At 41.3% G+C, this 26,912-nt stretch carries 14 protein-coding genes; 4 read left to right on the top strand and 10 right to left on the bottom strand.

What is annotated here, in order from left to right:
* Positions 1–114: 114 nt before the first annotated feature.
* The gene (locus AC0YN6_RS13625; RefSeq protein WP_475747444.1) at positions 115–1,278 is read left to right on the top strand and encodes a CdaR family transcriptional regulator; all 1,164 of its coding nucleotides are present in this window, start codon (positions 115–117) and stop codon (positions 1,276–1,278) included.
* 53 nt (positions 1,279–1,331) lie between these two features.
* Here the strand turns inward: AC0YN6_RS13625 and AC0YN6_RS13620 are convergent, their stop codons facing one another.
* The 6 genes from AC0YN6_RS13620 to AC0YN6_RS13595 all read right to left on the bottom strand — a co-directional run bounded on the left by AC0YN6_RS13620 (position 1,332) and on the right by AC0YN6_RS13595 (position 10,729).
* Positions 1,332–3,731, bottom strand: a complete 2,400-nt coding sequence (locus tag AC0YN6_RS13620) for a hypothetical protein (protein ID WP_475747443.1) — start codon at positions 3,729–3,731, stop codon at positions 1,332–1,334.
* A 75-nt stretch (positions 3,732–3,806) separates the two neighbouring features.
* Positions 3,807–5,414: a type 2 periplasmic-binding domain-containing protein gene (locus AC0YN6_RS13615; RefSeq protein ID WP_475747441.1), complete on the bottom strand. Its 1,608-nt coding sequence runs from the start codon at positions 5,412–5,414 to the stop codon at positions 3,807–3,809.
* Positions 5,415–5,459: 45 nt separating this feature from the next.
* Positions 5,460–6,356: a carbohydrate ABC transporter permease gene (locus tag AC0YN6_RS13610; protein WP_475747440.1), complete on the bottom strand. Its 897-nt coding sequence runs from the start codon at positions 6,354–6,356 to the stop codon at positions 5,460–5,462.
* Between the two features lie 30 nt (positions 6,357–6,386).
* A complete protein-coding gene (locus tag AC0YN6_RS13605) occupies positions 6,387–7,337 on the bottom strand; it encodes an ABC transporter permease (protein WP_475747438.1) in 951 nt (316 codons plus the stop codon).
* A gap of 131 nt (positions 7,338–7,468) precedes the next feature.
* Positions 7,469–9,187 (bottom strand): sensor histidine kinase, encoded by a 1,719-nt coding sequence (locus AC0YN6_RS13600; protein ID WP_475747437.1) that lies wholly within the window; start codon positions 9,185–9,187, stop codon positions 7,469–7,471.
* 3 nt (positions 9,188–9,190) lie between these two features.
* On the bottom strand, positions 9,191–10,729 hold the full coding sequence (locus tag AC0YN6_RS13595; protein ID WP_475747486.1) for a response regulator transcription factor: 1,539 nt from the start codon (positions 10,727–10,729) through the stop codon (positions 9,191–9,193).
* Positions 10,730–10,939: 210 nt separating this feature from the next.
* Here AC0YN6_RS13595 and AC0YN6_RS13590 point away from each other — a divergent pair, with 210 nt between their 5' ends.
* From AC0YN6_RS13590 to AC0YN6_RS13580, 3 genes are read left to right on the top strand one after another with little or no spacing between them, the layout of a single operon-like run.
* Complete coding sequence (locus AC0YN6_RS13590) at positions 10,940–12,406, top strand: spore germination protein (RefSeq protein ID WP_475747435.1); 1,467 nt, start codon at positions 10,940–10,942, stop codon at positions 12,404–12,406.
* Position 12,407: 1 nt separating this feature from the next.
* A complete protein-coding gene (locus AC0YN6_RS13585) occupies positions 12,408–13,592 on the top strand; it encodes a Ger(x)C family spore germination protein (RefSeq protein WP_475747433.1) in 1,185 nt (394 codons plus the stop codon).
* 5 nt (positions 13,593–13,597) lie between these two features.
* Positions 13,598–14,692, top strand: coding sequence for a GerAB/ArcD/ProY family transporter (locus AC0YN6_RS13580; protein ID WP_475747485.1), 1,095 nt, complete (start codon positions 13,598–13,600; stop codon positions 14,690–14,692).
* 92 nt (positions 14,693–14,784) lie between these two features.
* Here AC0YN6_RS13580 and AC0YN6_RS13575 read toward each other — a convergent pair whose 3' ends face one another.
* The 4 genes from AC0YN6_RS13575 to AC0YN6_RS13560 form a co-directional block, all read right to left on the bottom strand.
* A complete protein-coding gene (locus tag AC0YN6_RS13575) occupies positions 14,785–16,107 on the bottom strand; it encodes an ABC transporter substrate-binding protein (protein WP_475747432.1) in 1,323 nt (440 codons plus the stop codon).
* 98 nt (positions 16,108–16,205) lie between these two features.
* Positions 16,206–17,987 (bottom strand): cache domain-containing sensor histidine kinase, encoded by a 1,782-nt coding sequence (locus AC0YN6_RS13570; protein ID WP_475747431.1) that lies wholly within the window; start codon positions 17,985–17,987, stop codon positions 16,206–16,208.
* Entirely contained in the window at positions 17,984–19,552 is a 1,569-nt protein-coding gene (locus AC0YN6_RS13565; RefSeq protein ID WP_475747430.1) for a response regulator transcription factor, read from the bottom strand. Before AC0YN6_RS13565 ends, AC0YN6_RS13570 begins: the two co-directional genes overlap by 4 nt.
* A 540-nt stretch (positions 19,553–20,092) precedes the next feature.
* Complete coding sequence (locus AC0YN6_RS13560; protein WP_475747429.1) at positions 20,093–26,842, bottom strand: InlB B-repeat-containing protein; 6,750 nt, start codon at positions 26,840–26,842, stop codon at positions 20,093–20,095.
* Between the last annotated feature and the right edge of the window lie 70 nt (positions 26,843–26,912).

Raw genomic sequence — 26,912 nt, 5'->3', positions numbered from 1 at the left:
ATATGATTCACACAAAGATTATAGCTATACTACTGAAAATAACTGCTTAAACAGGGGTATTTTTGTGCAGATGCATATATGCCAGTAAATTTTATTTTGAAGGAGTTGAGATGAATGCTTATCACATCAGAACTTGCACATCCAATTATTGAACAAATAGCTAAAGTCGCAGGTCATAACATTAACATAATGAATCATGAAGGAGTGATTGTTGCCAGCAGCGATTCAGAAAGAATTAATCAGGTGCATCAAGGTGCAATAGAGGTCATGAAAATGACATCAGAACGGGTCATTTATCCGTCTGAATGTGAAAACTTAATTGGTACTAAACCTGGGGTTAATTTACCAATTTTATTCCATCATGAATGCGTCGGAACTGTAGGGATAACGGGGGACCCAAACAAAGTTTATAATATAGCTCGCATAGTAAAAATCACAGTTGAAGCTCTTCTTCAACAAAACTATTTAAATGACCAACTTAGATACAAGAGAAAGATGATTGAGGAATGGGCTTTTGACCTCATCAACACTAAATTCACAAATTTCGTAAATTTAGAGGAAAGAGCTCAATACCTTAAAATTGATACAGAGCAAATTTGTACAATTTATGTGATAGAGATAGACGGCCTAAATCCTAAAACCGATACATATCAGCAACTATCGGAAAAACAAAATCATGTCCTACAACTCATTAGTGTTCATTTCAACCCCTTTTTCATAGCTCCTACTGGAAAAGACCAATTTATTATGGCCTTCCCAGCTAAAAATAATAATGATTTGAAAGAACTTCAGCGTCTCGCAAATCAAATATATGAAAAATTATTGAATAAACAACTAGATATTCGTATAGGTATCGGAACTTCCCAGAAGACTATTCTAGGTTATCGTGAAAGTTACCATAACGCCTTGCACAGCCTTCAAATGATAAATAAGTTGCAGTGTCCCAAAAAAATCATGCACATTAGTGAATGGGGAGTTATAAGAATCTTGGATAAAATCCCTAGTGAATTCATGGAAACCTATTTTAATGAATTTCCAATTCTAAATACTCATAGTCTACATTCCGAGTTACTGGAGACACTTGAAATATTTTTAGATTTGGATCTAAATGTGGAGCAAACTTCCAAACAACTAAATGTTCATCGAAATACGGTTGCATATCGACTTGATAAAGTAAAACAACTTTATGGACTAAATCCAAGAAGCTTCAATGATGCAGTCCAGCTTAAAATCCTACTATTTTTCTTAAAGCGATCTGAACTGCACCCCTTAAAATAGACATTTGAAAAAAAAACAGCCGTTCCCCTATTATATAGGGAAACGGCCGCCGTTTATTTTACTACATCTTCCCGTTCTCCCCATGTCGTCACTCTGACGCTAACTAGAGGCTTCGGAGCGCCTTCGAATTTGCAACTGAACGATAACGGCTGTCCACCTGTCCTTACGATTGGCGCATCAGCGGAAGCATGAACGGTTTTCAGCAGATTCCAGTTCTGATCATACACTTTACCAACTCTGTCCCCTTCACAAACGAGATATTGGTTCACGAGGATTTCTGTATCAAACGTCATGTATACACCGTTCGTATAAAATGTTGGACGTTTAATCGAAGCGTCATCGTTACCATATGAAGGAATGACGCGCAGCGTAAATTTTAGCGGCTGATCTGCATATCGGTTGAAATACGTCCAATCTGCCCCCCCTGGTTGGCCTGGTTGCAGCTCCGCTGGATTGCACACGAACGGTTTTGAAATATGAACAGGGTATAAATTCCACTTTCCATCCCCTGCAGCTTCCAAATGCCAATCGCTATTCGGGTCCTTCAGCCGTTCCCGTTGTTCGGATGTGAAGGAACCGGATTGTCTTGCAGTTTCCCACTCGCGCACCGATGTAAATACCGACTCGATGTTGCCGTTTCGCCCGAGCACCTGCATATCGGCAACTAAAGCAAAACCAGCGTTAAAACCTGCCGCTTTCGATAATACCCACTCAATTTCATCTGGTGACGTCGCTTCGAACTGATCGGAAGCAGACCGAACAAGAAACCATCCAAGCATTGACGGAATGAAGTTACGGGCAAAAAACCGTTGGTTCGTAAGACGCCATTCAAGCTGCCCTTCACGTGTTGCAGCACCCCAAGGCTCGCCCCAATTGAACCTTGTGAATACATGCCATAAATAGTTCGGAACGACAATGCTAGCATCGTTAATGACTTCTTCTCCCCAGCCGTCATAACACATTTTCACAAAACGATTCACACCGTACCCGTCATGCCCAGTTGCATAGCAGCCTTCCAAACCATCAAATGATATTTGCTTCAAGCCTGTGTTTGTAAATAGATCGTTGATGCGGGCGCAATATTCGTCCTGCAGCTCAATATTCGGGAAGAATACATCGTAAGGGTGGTCCCATAGCCTTCCTATGAGCGTTCCGCTTTCATGCGTCGCGATGGTTGATCCATTTGCTCCACGCTTAACGCCTGTCAGCTTCCAAGGCGCACTTTCTGTAACTCCATCATATTCTATTTGTTCACTTCCGATTTGTGCTGTATGTCGGAACAAGTTTAGCTGAAACGGCGCCGGATCATCAACCTCGATACAATCTGCATCTAAGTCAACCGTTGCAACTAATCGCGACGTGCCTGCCATTTGCAGCCTTTCATCCGGCAGTGGCGTTACATAGGGATCATTTAATGTTGTAAAGTTGGATAGTGTATGCACGCCAACATGAACACCCTCACCTTCTGCCATTGCCACAGAAGACTTTAAACCCTCATCCCCGTTCGGGAAGCTATTTGGTTTCAGTGTGAAATGTCCCCAATTAATGAATGGATCCGGATGATACACGTATTTGAGACCAGCCATTTTTGTATAACGTACGGCTTCGGACATTGTGGATTCGGAGAAATCCGTAATCAGATAGGATTGGTTTGCCGCTGGCGATATTTTCCCCCAGACCCCTTCGATCATAGGATGAGGCAGTCCTTCTCCTATCTCAATAGCTTCAATCGTCTCAAGTACTTGCTGGAGCTTACAACCGAATATCGCTATTCTTGTTCCGACGATAGCTGCGTCATCCCCGTTAATGGGCGCTGAATGAACAAGCGGTAAGTTCCATGCCGGACGATGAAAGCTCTTTGACCGATTTCTAGCAAATGCCTGCAGCAGGCTTCCATTGCTTGTCGGCCATGCTGCGCAAACATCATATTCGAATTTACTATCGGATATTTGCTGACTATCAGGGTCAGGCTTAACGTCCCCGTTGTCCGAATAACTTTGCTGCACATTTTCCAATCGATCAAGCTCGATCGGCCATCCTCCGACAGTCTTGATATTCAATGCCTGAAGACCGATTGCGAATTGACCATCATGAACGACACCAACCGATTCACCAATCGAACCGGCAACCGTTGTCATATACGGTCCCCATATGATCCCATCCACCTCGGCGCCTTCAATACGCTGAATCTCAAATGCCGCATACTTCGACTCTTCTACAATCAATACATCGACTACAGCACCGCTGTCTGCAAATTCAAATGTGATTAACCCCGGTTCCACGTTGCAGGATGCCTTCGAAGGCACCTCCGTTCGACCATCGATAACGACGCGTATAAGTACAGTTGTGTGTGTCGCTGATACATAAGCATGATCTGTGTTATCGTTCATAGCTGTGATTTGACCTTTATCGTTCAACTGCAACTTTAAATCTCCAGCATTAATGGTATACATGATTCTCCTATCTCCCTGCCGCATCTTTTTTCATTAAAGAGCATTCTTAGATCGATAACTATTATTTCAACATAATTATGATTTCAAATTGTCGTCATATACCTTTTGCGCTTCATTTAACACTTCTTCGCCGCCCATCTTTTTCCATTCAGCTACAAAACTATCGAATTCACTCAGCGGTTTACGACCCGTAATAAAATCTATAAAATTTTGTAATGTATACTGTTTCAGCTTATCCTGCGTTTCATTGTAGATGGGCTTGTGGTAAGGTGCTAGAATATCTATATTTCTCGTTCCCGTGGCACGGGTATCCTTCGCAAGCTGGCGCAGACTTTCTTCCGATGTATACGACGTTTGGAATTCGTAATCATTGAACGAGCCTGCCATCGAGTAACCGCCAAGCCCTATTTTTTTGCGTTCTTTCTCGTCTGTGTATGGAGCAATGTACTCAACTGTTCCTTTGTCACTCCAATTCCAATGAACCCCTTTTTCCCCAAAGTTCATTTTTTCAACCATTTCCGGATCGAATTGAGTCGCTTCGAATATTTGCATGTATTTGATCATTTTGTCCTGATCTTTCTCTAATTGCTTGCCGAACATGACACCCGAAGCATAGGCCGGGTTATACTGTGATATGCCGTATTTCCCATCGGGCCCCTTAATTCCGCCTTCAATTGCAAATTTAAAGCCCGGGTGCTGCTTCGCCAGCTTGTCATACCACTGTTCTCCACCAAGGAATGCGTTACCCGGTAAGAACGTCCACCAATAATATTCAATCGCACCTATTTTGTTCGTAAGCACTTTGTCTTCGACGTTACTGCCTTTATTCACGACAAATTCAGGATCAATCAATTCATTTTTGTACCAACGGTTCAGAACTTCAAGCGCTTGCTTCGCGCCTGGTTCAATTTCTCCACGGACGATTTTACCATCTTTCTCACGGAAAATATTAGGATAAGCATCATATGCGCCAAATACGGAGCTGAAAATACTTTCTATATTTTCACCTGCTGCAGTGATGCCGTACGTATCTTTCTTACCATTACCGTCAGGATCCTCGTTCCGAAATTTCGTCAAAGCAGCTTCCATCTCTTCAAGCGTTTCCGGTGTTTTTGTTATGCCTACTTTTTGCAACCAATCTTCGCGAAAAGCAAGCTGTATACCATCGATACCGATATCCCAGATGACTGGTAATCCGTAGATTTTTCCATCTCTTCTAACATACTTAAATGGATCCTCCCCAAGGTATCGTTTAAGCCATTCCATATATTTCGGCATATTTTGTTCAATTAACTCTTGCGGAATTTCGGCTGCAACGCCCTGTTCGAGAAATTTATCATATTCCGTGAACGATGGCTCTTTCCACCAATCTGGAATGTCACCCGAGGAAATGAGAAGATTCAGTTTTTCTTTCATCGCTTCCCTGGTTGTCGCAACAAATTCCATATCTACGGCGTACTTCTCCTTCAGTGCATTTAATCCAACAGAGTCTGTAGTTTGATTCTCATCTAAATTCCAAAACATTAATTTCATTTTTTTATTCGTCGCTTCTCCATTGACTGCCGATTGTTTATTTCCATTCTTAGCCTGATTATTTGGGGAATCATTTTTGCCACATCCCGCCATGATCGACATCAGCATGATTGCGGATAGTCCTCCTAGCAATATACGCTTTTTCATCATTTCAACCAGCCCTCTCTGTTTGTGAAATATTATCTATTAGGGGAGTTACCCTTTAATAGCGCCAATCATAACACCTTTGACAAAATATTTCTGGATAAATGGATAAACGACCAGCATTGGAATGATCGAGAACATGACAACTGTGGCTTGTAACTGCCTTCCCGAAAACTCCGTTGTTTTACCGAAATTTTGAATGACGCTGTTGATGTCCGCCATGTTGTTCTGAATAATAATTTTGCGTAAAACAATCTGCAGCACTTGTTTACTAGGATCAGAAATGTAGATCATACTGTCAAACCATGCATTCCAGTGGCCCACACCTACCCATAAAGCGATCGTAGCCAGCACAGGCTTCGAAAGCGGTATGACGATTAGAGTGAATATCCGCAAGTAACCGGCTCCATCCACCCGTGCCGACTCTTCCAGTTCTTCAGGAATCGAACGAAAAAAGTTTCGCATAATCAACACGTTAAACGCACCAATCATACCCGGAATAACAAGCGACCAAATGGTATCAAGCATGTTCAGTTCCTTAATAAGCAAATACGAAGGAATCGTCCCCCCACCAAACAACATCGTGAACAAAATCATGCTCGTAAACGTTCGGTTGAAGGGAAGGTCTTTTTTGGCTAAAGGATAGGCGGTTAGGGCAGTGAAAAATATAGATAATGTAACACCCAGCGCGGTTCGAACAATCGTATTCCAGTATCCAGTCCATAGCGCATCGAACTTAAAGGCGAGCTTGTAGCTCTCGAACGTGAGCTGTGTTGGCAGCCATATGATGCCTGATGAATAGGCAGCACTGTCTGTTCCTGCTCCATCTAATGAAATCACGACCTGCGTCCAAAAGGGATACAATGTGATAAAAACAATACCTGCCAGAATGAGATATAAAAAGACGTCGACTATTTTATCTGCCGTTGATTTTTTTACGTTAATCATCGTTCTCGCTCCCTTGTCTAATCAAGAAAATTACCATATGGCATGCTCCTTGCCGCCGATCCATTTCACGATCTTATTGACGATAAAGATCAGGATCAATGCAACCACGGATTTGAACAATCCAACGGCCGTCGCATAGCTGTAGTCCATCTCAATTAAACCTTTGCGATACACATAAGTATCAATAATGTCTGAAACGTTATAAACTTTGACATTATACATATTGAATATTTGATCAAAGCCCGCATCCAATATACCGGACATTGATAAAATAAGCATAATGGCTATAACGGGCGCAAGCATCGGGATCGATATATAAAACATCCGTTTAAACCGACCAGCTCCATCAAGTACAGCAGCTTCGTACAACATCGGATCGATACTTGAAATGGCTGCGAAATAAATAATTGAACCCCATCCGAAGCTTTGAAAAATACTCGTCACCACAAGTATGGTGCGGAAGTACCGATCATCTGCCAAGAATAACATCGGGTCGCCGCCAAAAAGCTTTACAATGCCATTGATCGGACCGTCCAGGGAAAACATCGTAAAGAATATCCCAGCCATGACAACCCATGAGATAAAATGTGGTAAATAGGATACAGTCTGAGTCAACTTCTTGAATTTCATATTAGAAATCTCACTCAATAACAGCGCAAAAATGATAGGAACTGGGAAACCAAACACCAGCTTACTTAAACTGATAATTAATGTATTTTTCAGAACTGTGTAGAAATACGTGTCGTTCATGATTTTTTCGAAATGATGAAGTCCAACCCAAGGACTTCCGATGATGCCCTGTGTAATTTTAAATTCTTTGAATGCCAACAATACGCCGTACATTGGGAGATAATGAAATAGAATGTAATAGACAACTGCCGGAATCATCATAATCAGCAGCACACGGTATTTTTTATATTTTTTTATCTTCTCCCTTCTCAGCACATGCTTCGTGCTAATTTCCCTAATCGTATTGCTCATTGCTCTATTCCCTCCTTCATGTAAGCGATTTCATTGTGCTAAACAAAATATATCATAGGGAAGATATTTATTAATTATCAAATATTTTAGAAATGATGCAGTTTATTACGGAGTTAAAAAAACCCGCCCGGCTAGCCGGCGGGCGAAACGGTGGAACTATGCAAGCTCTGCGGAATAACAATGGTCATAACCGTACCATAACCTAATCGACTCTGGATAGAGATACCGTATTTCGTGCCGAACCTCAGCTGCAGCCGCTCGTTAACATTTCTGAGACCATATCCTGTCGATTGCATCATAAGTATCGTATCAATTGTCTCCTGATCCATACCTGGACCGTTGTCCTCAATCGCGAAATTGACCGTCCCTTTATCTAGCCAAGCACTAACATTCAGAAGACCTTGTCCATTTATTTTCTGTTTGATACCATGTTTGATCGCATTTTCTGCGAGCGGTTGAAGAATTAAATTTATTGTTGAATAATCGTAAACCTCTTCATCGATCTTATAAACGACATCGAAGCTATAATCACCCATAACCTGAACAATCTCAATATATGATTTGATATTCTCCAATTCGTTACGCACTGTAATAATATTGTTGCCTTGATTAAGAGCCGTCCGATAAAATTTCGACATCGATGTAACGACTTGACTAATTTCGGGCGCATCGTTTTTGAGCGCCTCCCAATTGATGAACGAGAGCGTATTGTATAGGAAGTGAGGATTGATTTGCGATTGCAGCGCTTTTAGCTCTGCTTCTTTCTGGATGATTTTACTGCGATAGGATTCATCGATCTGTTCATTAAGCCGATTTAGCATCTTGCCGAACCGATTGGTCAGCTCGCCGATTTCATCTCTGGCCTCACTTTTAACCTGTAAATCCAACTCTCCCCATTCGACCCGCTTCATTATCGCATTGAGTGAGAATATCCGTTTAATAAATGTTTTGGAAAAGATCGAAATAATGATCAGCAAGCTGACTATACAAGCAAGGATCACGATTAGCGTCGCATTAATGATTGAACCCGCGTTCTGGGACACAATCGCTGCGGGTACGAAGCAATAGACCGTCCAATTAGCCTGCACCATCCTCTTCTTGACAAGAAACATCTCCGTTTGACCGATGCGTACCGTTCCCTCATTCAATTTCATAATTTCATTGAAGTCGAAGGCAGTCAACTTTGCACTTTGATTCGCATATACGATCCGATTATTGTCATCAGAGATGATGACACCATACTCTTGGGGTAGATCGGTAATGTTTTTAAAGAAACTGCTCTCATTAATTCGCATATAGACAATATTCGTCTCTTTTAGATTACCTGGGAATTTATGGGCTACAAACAGCTCGTTATTCACATATTTCCAAAGCGGTTCTTTTCCCTTGATAGCTTCGTTGTACCATGGCTCCTCACTAACACGTTTGTGTGAGACTACTAAATCGCCGAATTCCGGTACTGTGCTCTGCGTGTAAAAGGTTATTTTCTGAATATCCTTGTCAAGGTTCATCATCATAATAAAATACGGATCTAAGAAATCATTCAAGTCCCGCGCAAGATTGACTAAGTCAATATAATCATTAGCTACGATCTTCTGAAACATACTAGTAAATACGATCGATCGAATCGCATGGTTGTAGCGTTCAACCGAATTGTCAATACTTTGAGTAACGGTATTCACATTCTTATCAATCCCTTGCAGTGCTTGCAATTTGAGCATGTCCTTTGATTGATTGTAAGCGTATATGCCAAGCACCATAATAGGAATAATAATAACGATTAAATAAGAAAGAAATAGTTTTTGATTAAACCTTAAACGATTGAACAATCCATAGATCAGCCGTTTCATCGTTTATGCCTCTTCTCTGTATTTGGAAGGCGTTCGACCAAAATGATTTTTGAATAACGAGCTGAAGTAGGAAAAGTTGCTATAACCAACATCAAGACCGATATCGATAATTTTACGATTGGTTGTTATAAGCAGTTCCTTCGCCTTTTCCATTCGGTGCAAGGTCATGAACTTATTGAGACTTATCCCTTTCTGTTTCTTGAATAAATGGCTCAAATAACAAGGAGATAAATAAACCCGCTCCGCCAATAACTCTAACGACAAGTCAGTCTTATATTCGTTCTCGATCATTCGGACGACTTCATCGATCGCTTTGGAGGTCGCATCCAAATTCGTTTCGCTGGAAGACTCGTTTGCTTTTAGAATACTTAGTACTAGTTTACGCAAATCGCTCAGCTTTACAGTTTTATAGATGTCTTCCAAACTATGCTTGAAACTATCGTTATTCTGTTTAGTAGAGGAATTGAATGTAGCTTTGACAATTTCAGTGCATACATATTTTACATAGATAACCGTAAAATGCTCGCTATTTTGTAACGCAACAAACAGTCGCTCGACATGCAATTGCGCGATATCATATCGGTTGTGCTGAATGTTTTGCTTCAATTCCGTTAGCACATCATTGACTACTGCCGTCATATCGCCCAAAGCTAATGACGTGCGGTTCGCAAGCAGCACCGTACCCTCATCGTAAAAGAACTTGTCTTCCAGTATCGTTTCCATCTCCTGAAATTGTTTGTGGAGCTGCTTCGCATCATTCATCAATCCGCTGATTACAACACAAATATCATTATCGTACATATCCTGGAATATCCGAATCAAATGTTGGCCAAGCTCCGTTATAGCTTCCAGCGACTCGTCGGGGCCGGTTTCCATGAGCAGCAACGCTTGAAATTCATTCAAATGAATAAAATCGACGTTGCGATGAATTAGTTCTCCCAATTGCCTTTCGATATCGTGGTCAAGCCGATCGAAAAAGCGTTTACGAGAATCCAGCATCAGCATCCGCATGTAGGGATAACTATCGAAGCCGCCGGTAGCTACCAACAGATCTGGGTTGTCCTCCGTCTCCTCTGTCTTCCTGAGTATAATATCAGTAAGCTGCTTCTGCTTTACGTATCTGACTTCCTTCAAATAGGCAGCTTCAAGCTTTTCCTGCTGAACCTTCAATTTCAACGATTCCTCACAAAGTTGGATGACCTCAGTTATATTCTTAATGAATTCGCTAACCTGAACGGGTTTTAATATATAATGAATTGCCTTCAAATCGATTGCCCTCTGTGCATACTCGAACTCACCATAGGCGCTCATGAACATCGTTTTGATAGGCTTACCAAGCTTACGAACCTTCTCAGCAAGCTGTAATCCATCCATCCCATTCATCCGGATGTCGGTGAGCAAGATGTCAATATCATGGTTTTCGATATACATGAGAGCGTTTTCACCACTGTCCGCTTCAAAAATCTCCAAATTCAGTCCATACTTATCAACGAGAAACCTTACCCCGTCCCTCTCGAACTTGTCATCATCAACAAGAAGCATTTTTAACAAGTACCTCACCGCCTTTCGCCAGCATAGTTTACCCAATCTGTAGGACATTTGCAAGATTGATTTAGCACAGTTTTAGTTCATGACCTTTAAACTATTCGCCTTATTGCCTGTAACTTACATTTTTGAATAAAATACCTAAAAGTTATTCATATTATGAATGCAAACATGCATTATATGACGGTGATCGTGGAGGGAGATATCTTGAGTCTATTGGGGATGGACATTAACACGCAAGTACAAATGTTAAAAGATATTTTTAACCATTGTTCCGATATTAAATTCCGTCATGTTCAAATAAGCGGCGAGAGCTGCCTTGTTCTGGTATATATAAACGGTCTTGTAAAAACAGACATCTTGGACAACGCTTTGCTAGGACTAAGTGTTGAAGACGTTACTCTCGGTTTAGGAGACGTTAAAACGAATGTGGACGCTATGATGCAACACATATTGGCGGTTGCCGAGACGACGATTGCAACCAGTATCCAAGAAGTCGTCGATGGAGTCTTGAATGCGAATGTAGCTGTTTTAATAAATGGAGAATCCAAAGCCATTCTTGTAGGACTAACAGAATTCGAAACACGGGCAATAGCGGAATCTAGCGTCGAAAACTCGATTCGCGGACCAAAAGAAAGTTTTACTGAATCCTTGACTACCAATACAAGTTTATTGCGGAGAAAGATTCGGTCATCAAAGCTTAAACTGCAATCATTCACGGTGGGGGAACTTACAAGAACACCCGTATTGATTGCTTATATCGATGGGGTAGCTCGGGATTCCATTGTAAACGAGGTTATTAAACGAATTGACAGTATTCGTACGGATTCAATATTGGATACAAACTACATAGAAGAATTTATTGATGATGTACCGTTTTCCCCGTTTCCGCTCATCCAGAATACAGAACGTCCCGATATTGTGGCTGCAAGCTTGTTGGAGGGTAAAGTCGCGATTATCGAGGATGGAACGCCAAGCGCATTAATTATACCAATGACATTTTGGTCCGCATTACAGACGCCGGATGATTATTATGAAAGGTATTTGTACACAAGCTTTATTCGACTGCTTCGTTTCATCATGGTTCTGGTTTCATTGTTCCTGCCATCATTATACGTTTCTATTTCTACCTACCACCCTGAACTAATTCCGACGAATTTGCTGTACAGTATTATCAGCGCCAGAGAAGGAATTCCTTTCTCCGCAGTCGGTGAAGCGCTGATCATGGAATTTATGTTTGAGGTGTTGCGCGAGGCTGGCAACAGGCTCCCTAAACAAATCGGTTCGGCCGTTAGCATTGTTGGCGCGCTCGTCATCGGACAAGCCGCCGTGCAAGCCGGTATTGTATCGGCTCCGATGGTGATCGTTGTGGCAACAACAGGCATTGCTTCATTTACTATCCCTCGATATAGCATGGGGTATGCTTTTAGACTGCTCCGTTTCCCGGTATTGATTTTAGGAAGCATCTTTGGACTCTATGGCGTCATTTTAGGGGCTCTCGGCATTTCCATTCATTTGGTCACCCTTCAATCCTTTGGGGTTCCCTATCTGGCTCCCGTTGCACCCCAAGTATTTTATAGTCTAAAAGATACGCTGATTCGCGCTCCAAGATGGAGTTTAGGAAAGCTCATGCCCTTCCTTGCCGGCAGGGGTAAAAAAAAGGAGCGTTCATGAATTGATCAAAATAATAAGATGTTTCATCATCATGTCTGCTTGTGTAGCTCTGACCACCGGATGTTGGGACCGCTTGGAGTTAAATGATCTTGCTGTCCTCGTAAGCTCTGGTATAGATGTGTCAGAAGAGGGGGACCTGGTGCTGACTGGCCAATTTACACTGCCGGTTAGAAGTGTAGATGGAAAACAAAGTAATAAATATTTTTTGGCATCCGCCAAAGGAAAAAGTATATTTGATGTTATGAGTTCCGGACAAGCACTACTTTCCAGACGAATATTTCGAGGACAAAGACAAATTATTATTATCGGAGAAGCTGCAGCGAAAAAGGGAGTTTCTGATATATTGGATGCTTTTACAAGGGATCCGAAGTCCAAACTGCGTATCGGCTTAATAGTCGTAAAGGGTGGGACGGCAAAAGAATTGCTCAAACAAAAATATCCATTGGAGGCCGTCCCCATTATCGCCGCGTTAAAAGAGCAATTGGCAATCGGATTGGAAGCTGATACAGCATTTCGCGATTTTCTTATATCCGCGACTACGGAAGGCAGCAGTCCCACTTTAGCAGCGATAGAAACTATTACAGAACAATCACTAACTAATTATATTGAAACAGACGAAGTGAAGTCGGGATTTCAATTATCCGGTTCCGCCGTTTTTAATAAAAAATTAAAAATGGTCGGTTTTTTAAATAAGGATGAGAGCCAGGTTCTGAACTGGATGAAAGAAAAAATGCAAACCTATACCATTACAATTCCTAACTCTGATTATGGAAGTTTTAGTTTTTTGGGCACAAAAATGAAAAGCAGTATTCGGCCTGAATTGAACGGGGATCGCATACAAATCCATATAACGCTTGAGGGAAAAGGCTCAATTTTAGAAAATAATACTACAGTGGATTTGAAGGATAAGGAAAATTTGAATTTGTTCGAAGATATTCTAAACAAAAAGACCGAGAAACAAGTGATGAAGGCGATAAAAAAAGTACAGACGCACTACAAGACGGATATCTTTGGCTTCGGTGAAGCTATTCATAAAAAGTATCCTCGGGCTTGGCGATCCTTAAAAAAGGATTGGGATCCACAATTTGCCGCTGCAAAGGTTGATGTCAAAGTAAAGCTGAACGTGGAACGAGTAGGAGCAACAGGACCATCTTTATATTTGAAAGAAAGCGAGATAAAAAAGTGAAAAAAATGAACTTGACAGGTATACAACTATTTTGGATCATCATTTCATTTCAATGCGGAAATACGCTGCTTCTTACGATATCCCCTAGTATTACTGAGGCAAAGCAGGATGCTTGGATAGCAAGCATAATCGCCGGGGTTATTGGTTTGTTTATTGTCTATATATCGACGAAATTAAGCCTGCTTTTTCCCGGTCAAACCATTGTGCAATATAGTCAAGTCATTTTAGGCAAATGGATAGGGAGGCTCATCATAATCCCCTATTTCATCCAATGGTATTCCGTGCTTGGCGTGATCCTCAAGGAGTTTGGCGATTTCACGGTTGCAATACTCCTTCCAAGGACCCCAATATGGATCATCATGATGACAATGACCCTTCTGCTCATTTATATTATTTCTGTGGGGGGGATCGAAGGCATTGGGCGAGTCAGCGAGCTGTTTGGTCCCTTAATTGTTGTATTTATCATTCTTATTCTACTATTAATTACCCCGGTACTGGATTGGACAAGGATACTGCCGATTTATGCAGATACTGGCATCGCTCCTATTTTCAAAGGGGTTTTGCCGCCATTGTCATTTTTTGGAGAGAGTTGCATGCTGACCATGCTTATCGCCTTTCTGAAAAAACCTCTGGAAGCACCTGTGCGAGCCATTCTGGGACTTGGTGTAGCCTGCTTCCTTTTTGTTGTCTCATGTCTCTTTGTCATTTTGGTATTTGGGCCAGGGTTATCCGCAAAAATGACGCATCCTTTTTTTGATATGGTAAGATTTATTTCCGTTGGCGGTTTTATTCAAAATATCGATTCGGTCATCGCGTTAGTTTGGATTATAAGTGTATTCATTAAATTATCCCTCTATTTTTTTATTAGCTGCTATGGAACTGCCCAGTGGTTAAATATAAAAAATTGGAGAACGCTGATTTGGTTTGTCGCTCCGATCATTCTCATTCAGGCATGGTTGTATCCAGACATAACGGTATCCGAAGTCGGATATGTGAATACATATTGGATTCCTTTTGCATTACCGGTCAATATGATTGGCATACCTTTGTTTCTGTGGATTGCGGCAAGTCTTCGTAAGAAGTATGTGAATGCTCATTAAAAAACCACCGCGGAGGGTGGCCTGTACTCATGATGAGCACTATAGGATTTGAATAGGAGTGGAGAGTACCTACGATTTGCTGTTATGTGTATTTAGCGGATTTGAGCATCGGCTTGCGTCTGCGCATCCTTCAGAACGGTATCCAAATCATTCCCGACTAAATATGCTTGCAACGCAACAATAATAATATCCTCGATAACGTAGGTGTTCATGCCATAGCTGACGTTAGGAATATTAGCCGTCCACGCCACTAAATCAGATACAACCTTCTGGCCTTGAAAATATTCATCTGCTGCTAAGTAAGCTTCTCCATCTGCCGCATCTTTTAGGGTACCTATAACTCCTGCATTTGTATTCAGAATCTGGTAAAATTCAGCATCAGAGGCGAATGTCTTTCCAAGGAAATCTGCAGCAGCTTCTTTACCATTTACATTCAGTACATACCATGAGCTGCCGCCAAGACTTGATGCATGGACGGAGCCTTCAGTTACTGCAAGCTTAGGAACTGGAGCTACAGCCCACTTTCCAGATTGGTGAGCTTCTGCTTTAATCGAAGGGGCAATCCAGTTACCAGTAATTACACTGGCTACATCACCTCGATTGAATGCACCAACAAATTGGCTCCAGTCTGAGATCACCTTCACGATGCCGGAATCCAACATATCTTTGTACAATTCAATCGCCTCTTTCAACGCTGCATTTTCTGCAACGAACGGAGTCTTGCCATCTTCTGCCGTATACCATTGTGCAGCAGACTGAATCATCATGCGGATAAGTCCAAGATCATTAGGATCAAGCGTGATCATACTCTTCCCTGTTTTCTCCTTAACAGCTTTACCGATCTCAATGTACTGCTTCCAATCTATATCCTTTACGTCATTTAGGCTATAGCCTGCTTGCTCCAAATAATCTGTACGTACGTACATTCCTGCAACTCCTGAATCAAACGGAACGCCGTATTGCTTACCATCAACACTGGTCGGACCGATCTTATAATCCGCGAAGTTTTCTACATTTACAATGTCTGTCAATTCATAAAATGAATCTGGATACGCTTGTAAAAAGCTCTGTGCTCGATAATCCTCGATCAGCACGATGTTAGGTAAACCTTTCGTGGAACCAGAATTTAACAGGGTGTTCAGTTTTTGAACGATATCACCCTGTGCGTTTTCTACGACGTTGATCATGATATCCGGATTGACTGTTGAATATGCTTCCTTTGCAAAATTCAAGGCAGCAATATTAAACGCCGGGTCCCACGCCCAAGCTGTGATTTCTATAGGATCGGAAATTTCTTCGCCACCCGAGATATTCGATCCCCTATTAGTTGCGCCTGAAGAACATGCCGACAACAGAATAACACCTACAAGCATTACGTTTAAAAATTTATTCAATTCGTAATACCCACCTTTCATAACCCGATAAATATGATATCGCTTTCTATTTGCGCTTCCATTTTATCACTTTGTGTTCGTCTTCTTTTGCATTATCTCTATTAACTTTGGTGCTTTATTTATTTATTTATTAACGGAAGAATAATTTTGATCTTCGTTCCTTCTCCGCGTTTACTTGTAATGTTAATACCAAAGCCCTCTCCGTACATTAATTTAATTCTGTCGTCAACATTACGTATGCCAATGCCGGAGAAAAATTGGCGTTTCCTCATCGGCGCAGGCATATGCTCATCAAGCAGCTTTTGCTCAATATCCATTCCATCTCCATTATCTACAGCTTCGCATACAAGGTGGTCATCCTTTACAGCAATCATGATCAGAATACTCCCCCCTTCTTTAATGTTGAATGCGTGAAAAAACGCGTTTTCGATAAATGGTTGAAGAATTAGCTTCGGCATATGATAATCTAAGCTGTCAGGCTCCACATAGTAATTAACGCGTATCTTCTCACCGTACCGCACATGATTGATATATACATAATGCTTCATTGTCTCTAATTCCTGACGAACAGGAATAGTCGATTCAACATCACTAACTGTATTTTGCAGAAGAGCTATTAGCGCATTAATTGTGCCTGCTGCTTTTTCCTTATTACCCTGCAGCACCAAAAATTTGATTGAGGCTAGCGTATTGTATAAAAAGTGTGGATTGATCTGCATCTGAAGTGCGGCCAACTCTGCATTCCGCATCTGTTTTTGGGTCTCCATCAACTGATCGACATAATCATGCAGTTCATCAAGCATAAAGTTAAAGGCATTTCCCAGCTCTTTAACTTCATAACTGCTAGTGGCGACATTTACATGATTATCGAATCCACTCGTCGGAATATTTGACATTTGTTCAACGAGTACGCGCAGGGACTTCGTCATTTTCCGAGTTATTAAAAATACAATAATGAGAGAAATTATAACGATAACCATGATCGTCAACGTCACAGCCTCGGCATTCACCATTTGCCTTGTCACGGCTTTCTTATCAATTAGATTTACCAGATAAAAATCAAACTCCGGCAAATATTCTGAAAACACGACTCTTTCCTTCCCCATGAAATGGGCAGATCCTCTATTCTCTTCTCCACTATGCTGAGCCACTACTTCTTGATATAACGGTATATCCAACAACCCAATCCGTTCGCTTAAATTGCTGGATACAATCAATCCTTTCTTATCAAGCAGCATGACGTCATTGCCTTCACTCGTAAAGTTTGCGTAGAAAGCTTTGAAATTAAGATCACGAATCGCTATGTACATGGTGCCATAAAAACTGCTTGTCCGTTGATCAAATAAAGCTTTGGAAGCCACTAGCACATACTCTTTCGCGGTATCTTTGTTATCACTGTAGAGCTGGTACAAGATTTGAGGAGGTTGGGTCTTTGTCGCTTTTGTAATGGTGTGATCCTTTAGTTGCTCGGCGGAAGCAGGCCAATACCAGGAATCTGTTGTATAACTCCGACCATTGGCGCCAACGATCATAATGCCAACATCATATGCGCTAAAGTTTGACTGAATTGCCTTCATGGCTTCAGTCATATGGTATGATTTTACAGCAAGAGCTACTGCATCCCTCTCTTCGCCAGACAAATAGTTTCGGATAGAGGCATTCTGAGCCATCATAGCTGCTCCAGTAGCTACAGTGTTGTTGTAGGATTCAAGGTTGGTCTTCATTTGTTTCAGCAGCTTACCGTTAGTAATGCTGAAGGTTTGAAAAAATAATTTTTCCGACATGCTGATGGTAATAGATAGAGTCAGTAGTGATACGGTAACGATACTAATGAGAGTCACTAGAAACAGCTTGAGGAATAAGCCCTGTTTTTTAAGTTTTATCGCAGTTTTTCCGATCATGGCTCCCTCATCTCATCCAAGTCCTGTTTCCGGTACTGGCTTGGCGAAATACCAGTCTGCTTTTTAAATACCTTAGTGAAATAACTCTGATCCGAATAGCCCACACTTGCGCTGATTTCGGATATCGTTTCTCCAGTAGTCAAGAGCAGCTCCATCGCTTTTTCCAGCCGGACTTTGTTCAGGTATTCACTGAATCCTTCGTCATTATGGGTAGTAAAATAGCTCGACAGATACGAAGCGTTAAAATGGAACTGCCTCGCCACTCCGGTCAGCGTGATCGGATCTGCGTAATGATCATGAATATATTCGAGCAACTTGGTCATATTTGGATTGAATGATGAGTTCGAATCGCGAATAGCATGTTCCACCTCCTGAATAAAAGATTCAGCAATGGCGATAGCGTCGCAAACGTACCTTGCTTCATCTATTTTGCGGAAGTAGTCGTATTTCGGGTCCTCCCCACCTGCGGTTTCACACTTCATTTTTCCAAGTGCATTCGTTACGTTAAATATGAAATTTCCCAAAAATGATTTGAATTCGAAAACTTCGGTGCGGTAGTCCTTCGACCACAGATTCACAAATTCCAGAAAGCTTATAAAAGCCTTTTGGAATTGCTTTCGTCGCAGTTGCTCCGTTAATTCACTCACGTCATATGCTTGATACGCATCCGAATATCCCGGTAAATGATCATTTTCAATCAGACTTCGTTTTGGCAGGTAAAAGCTGTATCGTGTAAGTTTTAAGTAATTATTCCGGTAAATCTCACCAAGCTGGGTAAAGTCTGAGAAGCTCTGACTTAGAACGAAATGCGTCACTCTATTCATTTCTGTCATTTCTGAGACGAGGCACCGAAGCTCAATGATTGTATCGTCCCATTGCTCCGGATCTACATTAATTAGGAAAATAATGGAATCGCTTTCAAGGTACAACCGCATATAGGCTGTATTGTCAGTGCTGAACTTACCCAGCCCTTTATCAACTTTGCTTGCGAAAGTCTCCTTGTCGAATGAATCTCTAATATGGTTCATATCCGCACCAAAAAATACATACCTTCGGTAAGGAAACTTCGAATGCAACAACACAGGTTCCAGCGAAACCTCGTAACCGCTAATTAGCTTCTCGATTACTCGAGTAAGCTGTCTTTCCTCGTCATCATTTCCTTGATCCGCCATCTGTGTCCCTGCCATTTTGACAGTTGTTTTATTAAGAATGGATAACAGGTAATCCGCTTCCAACTTTGGCTTTAGAATATAGTCGGCAACACCGCTCTGAAATGTGGACCGTACGTAGTCGTATTCACTGAAACTGCTTAACACGATTACTTCAATATGAGGGTATTTCTCCTTTACCAACTTTACAAATCTCTCTCCATCCATTACCGGCATTACGATATCTGTAAGGATGACATGAGGGCTCACCTCATCTACTAACTCCAACGCCTCAAGACCGTTAGAAGCCTCACCGACGATTTGATATCCCTCTTTCTCCCAATCCATAAGGTGCTTGATTCCCTGTCTAACAAGCATCTCGTCATCCACAATTATAATTTTAAATACTGGTTTCATTTCTGCCCCCTTGCAGCTTTTCAACCCTTAATGTAGCTCGAAGATTTGGTCACAATTTAAAAAGCCCTGAAAATAGCCAGGGCGCAAAGCGCATATTTGTCTTTATAATTAAATGCTTTGACCTTTATTTCAAGTACACTTCACAACTCTTGGTAATTGTACTAATTGTAGAGGAATTTCACGTATTCATCCATGTATTCAAGTATTGGATCCATGTATAATTGTACACATCATTCGTGAGATTTAATGATAATAATGGAAATAAAATGTATATCAGTACAATTGTTAGGAGCGTCGTGAGTACATGTGTATCCAACACCATTAAAGGTATACCGTAAGTGAGACACGGCATTCTCGAGATCCAGTTCAACGAGATAATTGGAAGCGTTCTCATTATTTTCCAAATTAATTAAAGTTTAAATAATATCGCCAAAGGTCTGGCAGGTTCCGGCTGTTTATATCATAGCGACAACTTTATTGCTAATAAAAAACCTATAGTCAGCCCAACTAGTGGGCCGGCTATAAGTCATTCTTCATCCTTTACGGATTAATCAATTTAACATAGCTCAATGCTCGCTTCAGCATTACTGCCGTCTGAGCACGGCTTGCTGTATCTTTAGGCGCAAGCGCGGTTACCGATTTGCCGTTCATAATACCTGCATCTATTACTGCTTGAACCGCTTCACGAGCAAAGCCCGACAGCTGGTCTTGATCAGCAAATGCGGATAACGAATTGCTTGCTGAATTCGCTCCAGTGCTTGTATCACCTTGAACGAGCTGAACAGCTTTCATAATCATGACAGCCATCTGCTCTCGAGTGATGAATGCGTCAGGGTTGAACTTGTTGTTGCCTACTCCTTGCACCAAGCCGTATTGAACCGCTGTACTTACGTCTGCGGCATACCATTTAGCAGCTGCTACATCGTCAAATGCTTGCTCAGCGCCATTATTATTCAAGCCCAAGCTTCTTACTAGCAGTGATGCGAATTCTGCACGGGTCACTTTTCCTTCCGGATCATAGACATGATTCGTTTTCCCGTTCACGATCAATTTAGAAGCGAGCGCTTCTACATCCTTCTGCGCCCAGTGTCCGCTCATATCATCGAATGTTTTCTTGCCTTCAATGATGACATACATACCATTCGAGTTATGCTTGATCGTTGCCACAGTTTTGCCATCCATAACGGTAAACACCGCCGGCACAAATCGAATGCCGCCCGTTACAGGGTCATACGATACAACCGTTACTTCATTCAGATTGCGAATCACTTTGTCTACTGTTAAAGTACGCTCCATATTTAAGGTGGAATGAATATCGTATTCCGCATCTTTCGTTTTTAGCGTTGCTTTATAGTCGACTAGATCGCTTATACGCTGCATTCCTTTGCCGGATAGGGCTGCCTCCAATTGCTGCAGATTATCCTCATTCGCTTTCTCCATGCTTACAATCAACATAGCATCGGCATCTACTTTGTCTTTCATATCTTTGCTGTTTAACATAGAAACAGGCCATTCGTAGCTTCCAAATTTGCTGCGGATCGATAAAATCGTATCCGGCTTGTTCACAGCTAGTCCGCTCAAAGCGTCCAATGGAATCTTCACTTCATAACCTGTGTGATTTCCAGGAACTTCGATCGTTAGTATGGAACCAGTTTGTACCGCTTTTTCGAATTCCGCTGCCTTTTTGGCAAGTTGATTGCGATCAAGCGAAGCCGTTAAGCTATTTAGTGCAGAATCAATCGTTAGCTCTGATTTCTTAGGCTCGTATAGAGCTGGGTTTTCGACGGTCGGTTCTGTAGTACCACCACCGCTACCTCCGCTGTTGTTACCGCCACCATTATTTCCTCCGCCGTTATTACCACCACCGTTGTTTCCTCCGCTGGAAGTTTGATTAGAAATATCAATAGCGATTTCACCTCGAACCTTTGAGCCGTCCGTCGCGGTTGCAACTACTTTTACAGATCCGTCGTTCACCGCAATCAACAATCCATTTTGATCGATCGTTGCTTTGTCCGTTGTCGTTACGCCATCTGTCTCATATACAGTCCAAGCAACTATCTTATTAGAAGCGTTTGTTGGGAATAGCTCTGCCGTCAGCTGCAGCTTGCCACCCTTCACATCAATTGCTGCCTTGCCACTCGTGCTAGTCAGGCTGATCGATTCTACCTCTACATTCGCAGCTTCCGATTCCCACTTCGCATATAAGGTGATATCTTGTTCTGCTACTTTATCCGTTGCAAAATTCCATTGTTCCTTCAATGCTTCATCTTTGTACCAACCGATGAATACATAGTCTGCTTTTGTTGGTGCTGTTGGCTCTGTAAGTTCGGAGCCTGGTTTGGCTTTAGTAGCTGCCACTTCGCTGCCGCCATTACTATTAAACGTAACGGAAATATCTTCGACGACATCAGCTTGATTCGTGATAACAATCGTGATTTCTCCTCGAACATCTGAGCCGTCTGTCGCGGTTGCGACTACTTTTACAGAGCCGTCCATCACAGCAGTCAACAAACCGTTTTGATCGATCGTTGCTTTGTCTGTTGTCGTTACGCCATCTTCCTCATAGACAGTCCAAGAAACTATCTTATTGGAAGCGTTGGTTGGGAATAGCTCTGCCGTCAGCTGCAGGCTGCCGCCCTTCGCATCAATTACTGCCTTGCCACTCGCGCTAGTTAGGTTGATTGAGTCTACCTTTACTAACGAAGCTTCCGATTCCCACTTCGCATACAACGTCATGTCTTTATCTGTTACTTTGTCATTTGCAAAATCCCATGCCTGCGTCAACGCTTCATCTTTGTACCAACCGCTGAAAATGTAACCTTCCTTTTTCGGCGCTGCTGGTTCTGCAATCGGTGAATCTGATTTTGCTTCAATGCTAGCAACATCACTACCACCATTACTATTGAATGTTACTGTGTACTTCTCTATTTGCGCTTCGCCAAATTGTGAATAATCCCATTTCCATTCCCAATTCATTGAAATGCGTTTATTCTCACTATCCAAGTGTAGTGGGAACCAAATATATCTGGAGTCACTCAAGTTTCCAGGATTCCATCGATCCGCCATAAAGATAAATTTATCTCTAACAATATTTCCATTTTTATCTCTGTATGGCAGTACAAAAGTACTTTGACTTTCATGAGTAGTTCCTTTGTAGTCATCCCAGAATGGATCGCCTTTATCTTCCCACCACCACGTTAATGGATGTCCTGTAATATGATATTTAGCAGGATTTGGGTTCCAACCTGTTAAACCAGATGTTATAGAATAATACATATCATCTTGTTTAAATAATGTTGGAGCTTCTCTACCGTTACTATGAGCTTTCGCCCAAATTGCATTTCCATTTTCATCACGAGCTGGTGCTGTATAAGTCTCATCCAGTTTTAGAACGATGGTAGTACCATTTCCCTCGGATGAATAGATCAAATATCCTGTTTTATCCTTATCATCATCTACATAAAGGGTCATATCGCGGAGCATACCATCTCCTTCACCCCTTTTGTCAGGATCCCACCCGTCATTAGGCATTCTCTCAATATCAAGTACTTTAAACGGACCTGTAGGAGATTTACTTACAGCTACACCACCTGATGCTGTCCAATACTTACCAGACATTGGACCGTCATGATGCCACCACATTACATAATTATCGTATTTCTCGTTATAAACAACTTTTGGTCGTTCCACAACTTTATCCCAATTAAACAAACCGAATAGTCTTTGTTTTTCTTCGATAGAAGTATCTTTATAAAGTGCATTCAAATCGTCAATTTGTTTCCGTGTATTATGTTTTTTAAGTGTTTGTACTGGAGATTTCATGTTACCAGCGAAATTATAAAAACGTTTTTCCACTCCATTTTCCGGAATGAAATTCCAATCATCAAGCTTCCCATAATTTTGTTCTTGTCGCCAAGATTCGAATACTACTCCCGATTCTTTATACAATTCATCATCTTCATGAATATACATTGGAATGTCAGAAGCATCCGCCGATCCATTATATGTCGTATCACCTAAAGATGGATTGTTAAATACCGGCAATACAATACCTTCGTTTTTCCAATTATAGAGATCCTTCGAGGAATACGCATGTACACCAGTCATCGGAACATAGCCAGCACCCATGTTCGATTCAGTTTTATCTTCTCCGTACCAATAGTAAGTTTTAGTGTTTTCGTCATATATAATACCTCCGCCATGCGCCTGGATTGGCACACCGTCAGTATCTAGCCACACTTCACCATTTTTGATGGAGCTTACATTACCAAGATTAGAATAGAAATTATAATAATCATTAAGCCAGTAATTATAATGTTCTAGTGATTCTAAAGTTAGATTTTCTGTATCTTCAAGTTCATTTAAGTAATTGTCCATAATATTTCTTACATATGGAACCATATCTTCGTAAAGTGTTGCCAGCTTTTCTTTGGAAGCTTGGACCGCACTCGTATCAATGTCCCCAACATACTTTTGATAAACAGCCAAATCACCAATTGATAGAGTAGCGCCGTTGCCGCCAGTTTTGATAACTTGAATGGCTACGTAACGTGCATTTCTTGAGGTGAAAGTTGCGGTTTGACTATTATCTTTTCCTGTATCAAGGCCGCCGACTGCTGCCAATTCGAAATGTTGATCCAATTCATTTTGCGTACCTGTTAATTCAACGTTAGACAGATCATCATCGCTTGTATAAATTTTGAATTGTCTAATACGACCGTTTTCTTTATCTTTACCTTGTCTCGGTGTATAAAGTATTTGACTTATATCTTTTCTACTTTTGTTCAAGTCAAGAACGATATAGTCGCCTGCTTGGAAATTACGGCTTTCCCAATTCGTTTCATAGAATGTATTGCTATTACCATCTAACATGCTTTCTACAGGTGTGCTCCAATGTGCTTCTGGCGCATACTTTAATGTGATACTTTCAATTGGGAAACTATCTCTCTGCAAATTGATCATTTCATCATTAATTTGATTTGCAGTACGATTCATTTCTTCTTGAGTTGATGTCTCCGAAATCATTAAAGCATTACCTGCATTGACATACTGCTTCAAAAGTTCCAACAGATTTTCATCTTTATTCGTAGTTGCAATAAATTGTTCAGCAGCAGTTATTGCTTTAACAAGTTGCTCTGTATTTAGTTCGAAATTCGCATCAATATACAAATTGATTTCAGCAGCAGACGCAAACTGCGTTCCTGCATCACTTTGCGATGCTATTGCCTTGAATTTAATATGTGTCGCATCGACGGGATTAAAGGTTGCTGTTTTTATTGCTTTGTTAGCTTCCCATATTCCTTCTGCGATTTTGTTAAAATTCACACCGTCAATACTTGCTTCAATTTCAAACTTAGTAACTGTACCATTCGTATCTACGTCTTGTCTTGGTGTATATTCCAGTTTGTTAATGCCTTTGTACAGTTTGCCTAATTCATACGTAACGGAGTGCGGCGGTTCTTGATAGCCATCGCCCCATGGCGTATGCCATTTTGTATTTACATCACCGTCAATGGTAAGCTCCGGACCTTCTCCAGGTTGTGCGCTAGATGCCGATGCTTTCATCGTCTGTTGTGGTATAACACCTATAAACCCTTCAGACAACATTGCCTTGAATTTTAGGCTGATTTCTACAATTGCAGCAGATATTTGTTCATAGCTGCCTGATTGTAATGCGTCATCAGCTTTTGTAATTAACGCTTCCAATTGTTCAATATCTGGATTATCTTCATTCAAGGTTCCCTTATGTTGTTCAATACTCACCTTTAAATCATTTAATATCTGTGTAACGTCTGCTTCTTGACCTTCTACGTACTGAGCATTTTTGATTACAAAAGTAGTAATTGATTTTCCTTCCACATTTGCATAAAGCTTGGTTCCTATAAATTCTGATTTACTTTCCTGTAAATCTTTTTCTGAAGTTGTCACATAAGTGGATACTTCGCTTCCCGGCTTTGCAAACTTGGAAAGATCAAATGCCAATTGTCGGCTGCCTTGATCTGGGTTACGGTAAACGATAACCGTTTCTCCATTCCCTTCGTTATAAGCAGTTAGTGTTCTTCCTTCACTATCGCTATTTTCCAAAAATCTCGAGCCTTGGGGAATGAATTTGCTAAATTGCGCCATTGCGTAATATTTTTTCGTATACCACCATTGTTCAGTATCAAAATCAGCGTGAATCAGACCCCAGTTCATGTTCTCTTTGTCTGATTGCATATTTTTTTCACTTTCAATTGCTTGCCATAGTACCCATGCCTGCGGCTCAAACCATGTAATATCAACCATAATTTGATCAGCCAGCGCTAATGCCGGATCGATATCAGCATGATTATGCGCAATACCACCTGGTCCTAAATCAACTTCTGACATCCATAGTTTTTTATTTTCTCTTTCAGCAAGCTGACGCACTTCATATCTTTTTGAACCTCCATAGGCATGAACGTTCATTTGAGAAATGCTGTTTTTTGCATCATCATTATAATGGCTCCAATTTTCCAAGAAAGTATCGATTACCGATTCTTCCATAGCAGAAACCCCAACATTCTCCAATCCTTTTTCATTCAGCTTTTGACGAGCTTCCCAAATAATCCAGGACTGTGCCCAAGGATCCCAATGCGATCCTTCCTGACGCTTATACGCACCCCAGTAATTTGTATTGGGCTCATTTATTGGCGAAAGCGTATTGAACTCTATTCCATAATCATCTTTATAATGTTTAACAACCTCTGCTAAATATAGTGCGAAATCATCATAGTAATCTTCTTTTAAGTTATTCTCCCAAGAATTATGATTACCAGCAGTACAACCACTGTGGGTCATATAGTATGGTGCAGAGTTGGAGAATGCTTCAATAATTAGTTCAGGATTACGTTTTAAAGCTTCCTGCAACCACCAACGCTGATTTTCATCACGGCTAATATCAAAATGTCCAGGTTCTGTTGAGAAGCCCGGCAATGCGCCGCCTTCACGCATATGATTATGATTCGGATCATCGCCGCCGCCAATATTATAACGGGCAATGTTATAATTCAGCCCCTCATCGCTGTATAAAGCATCTACTAAAGCATCTTTTTCCACTTGATTTGACCAACCGCCGGTGACATTACCGAACCATGCTAAGGATGTGCCCCAACCATCCCATGCTTTCTTCATTTTGTCTGGACTTAACTTAATTTCGGTTGCATTAGGTGCCGCAGAGACATTAATCGGCAAGCCGACAAACATCGATCCTACTAACGAAAATGCCAAGCAGGACACCATCATTTTTTTTCCGAGTTTTTTTATACCCAATTTCAGCCCTCCTAAAAATAGTAACATCCTCATGTAACACTGTCCCTCACGATCGCCAACCAAATAAGAG

This window comes from Paenibacillus sp. J22P15, from assembly GCF_056269345.1.
The sequence above is the reverse complement of the archived record's forward strand: the minus strand, read 5'-3'. Positions and strand labels throughout refer to the sequence as shown.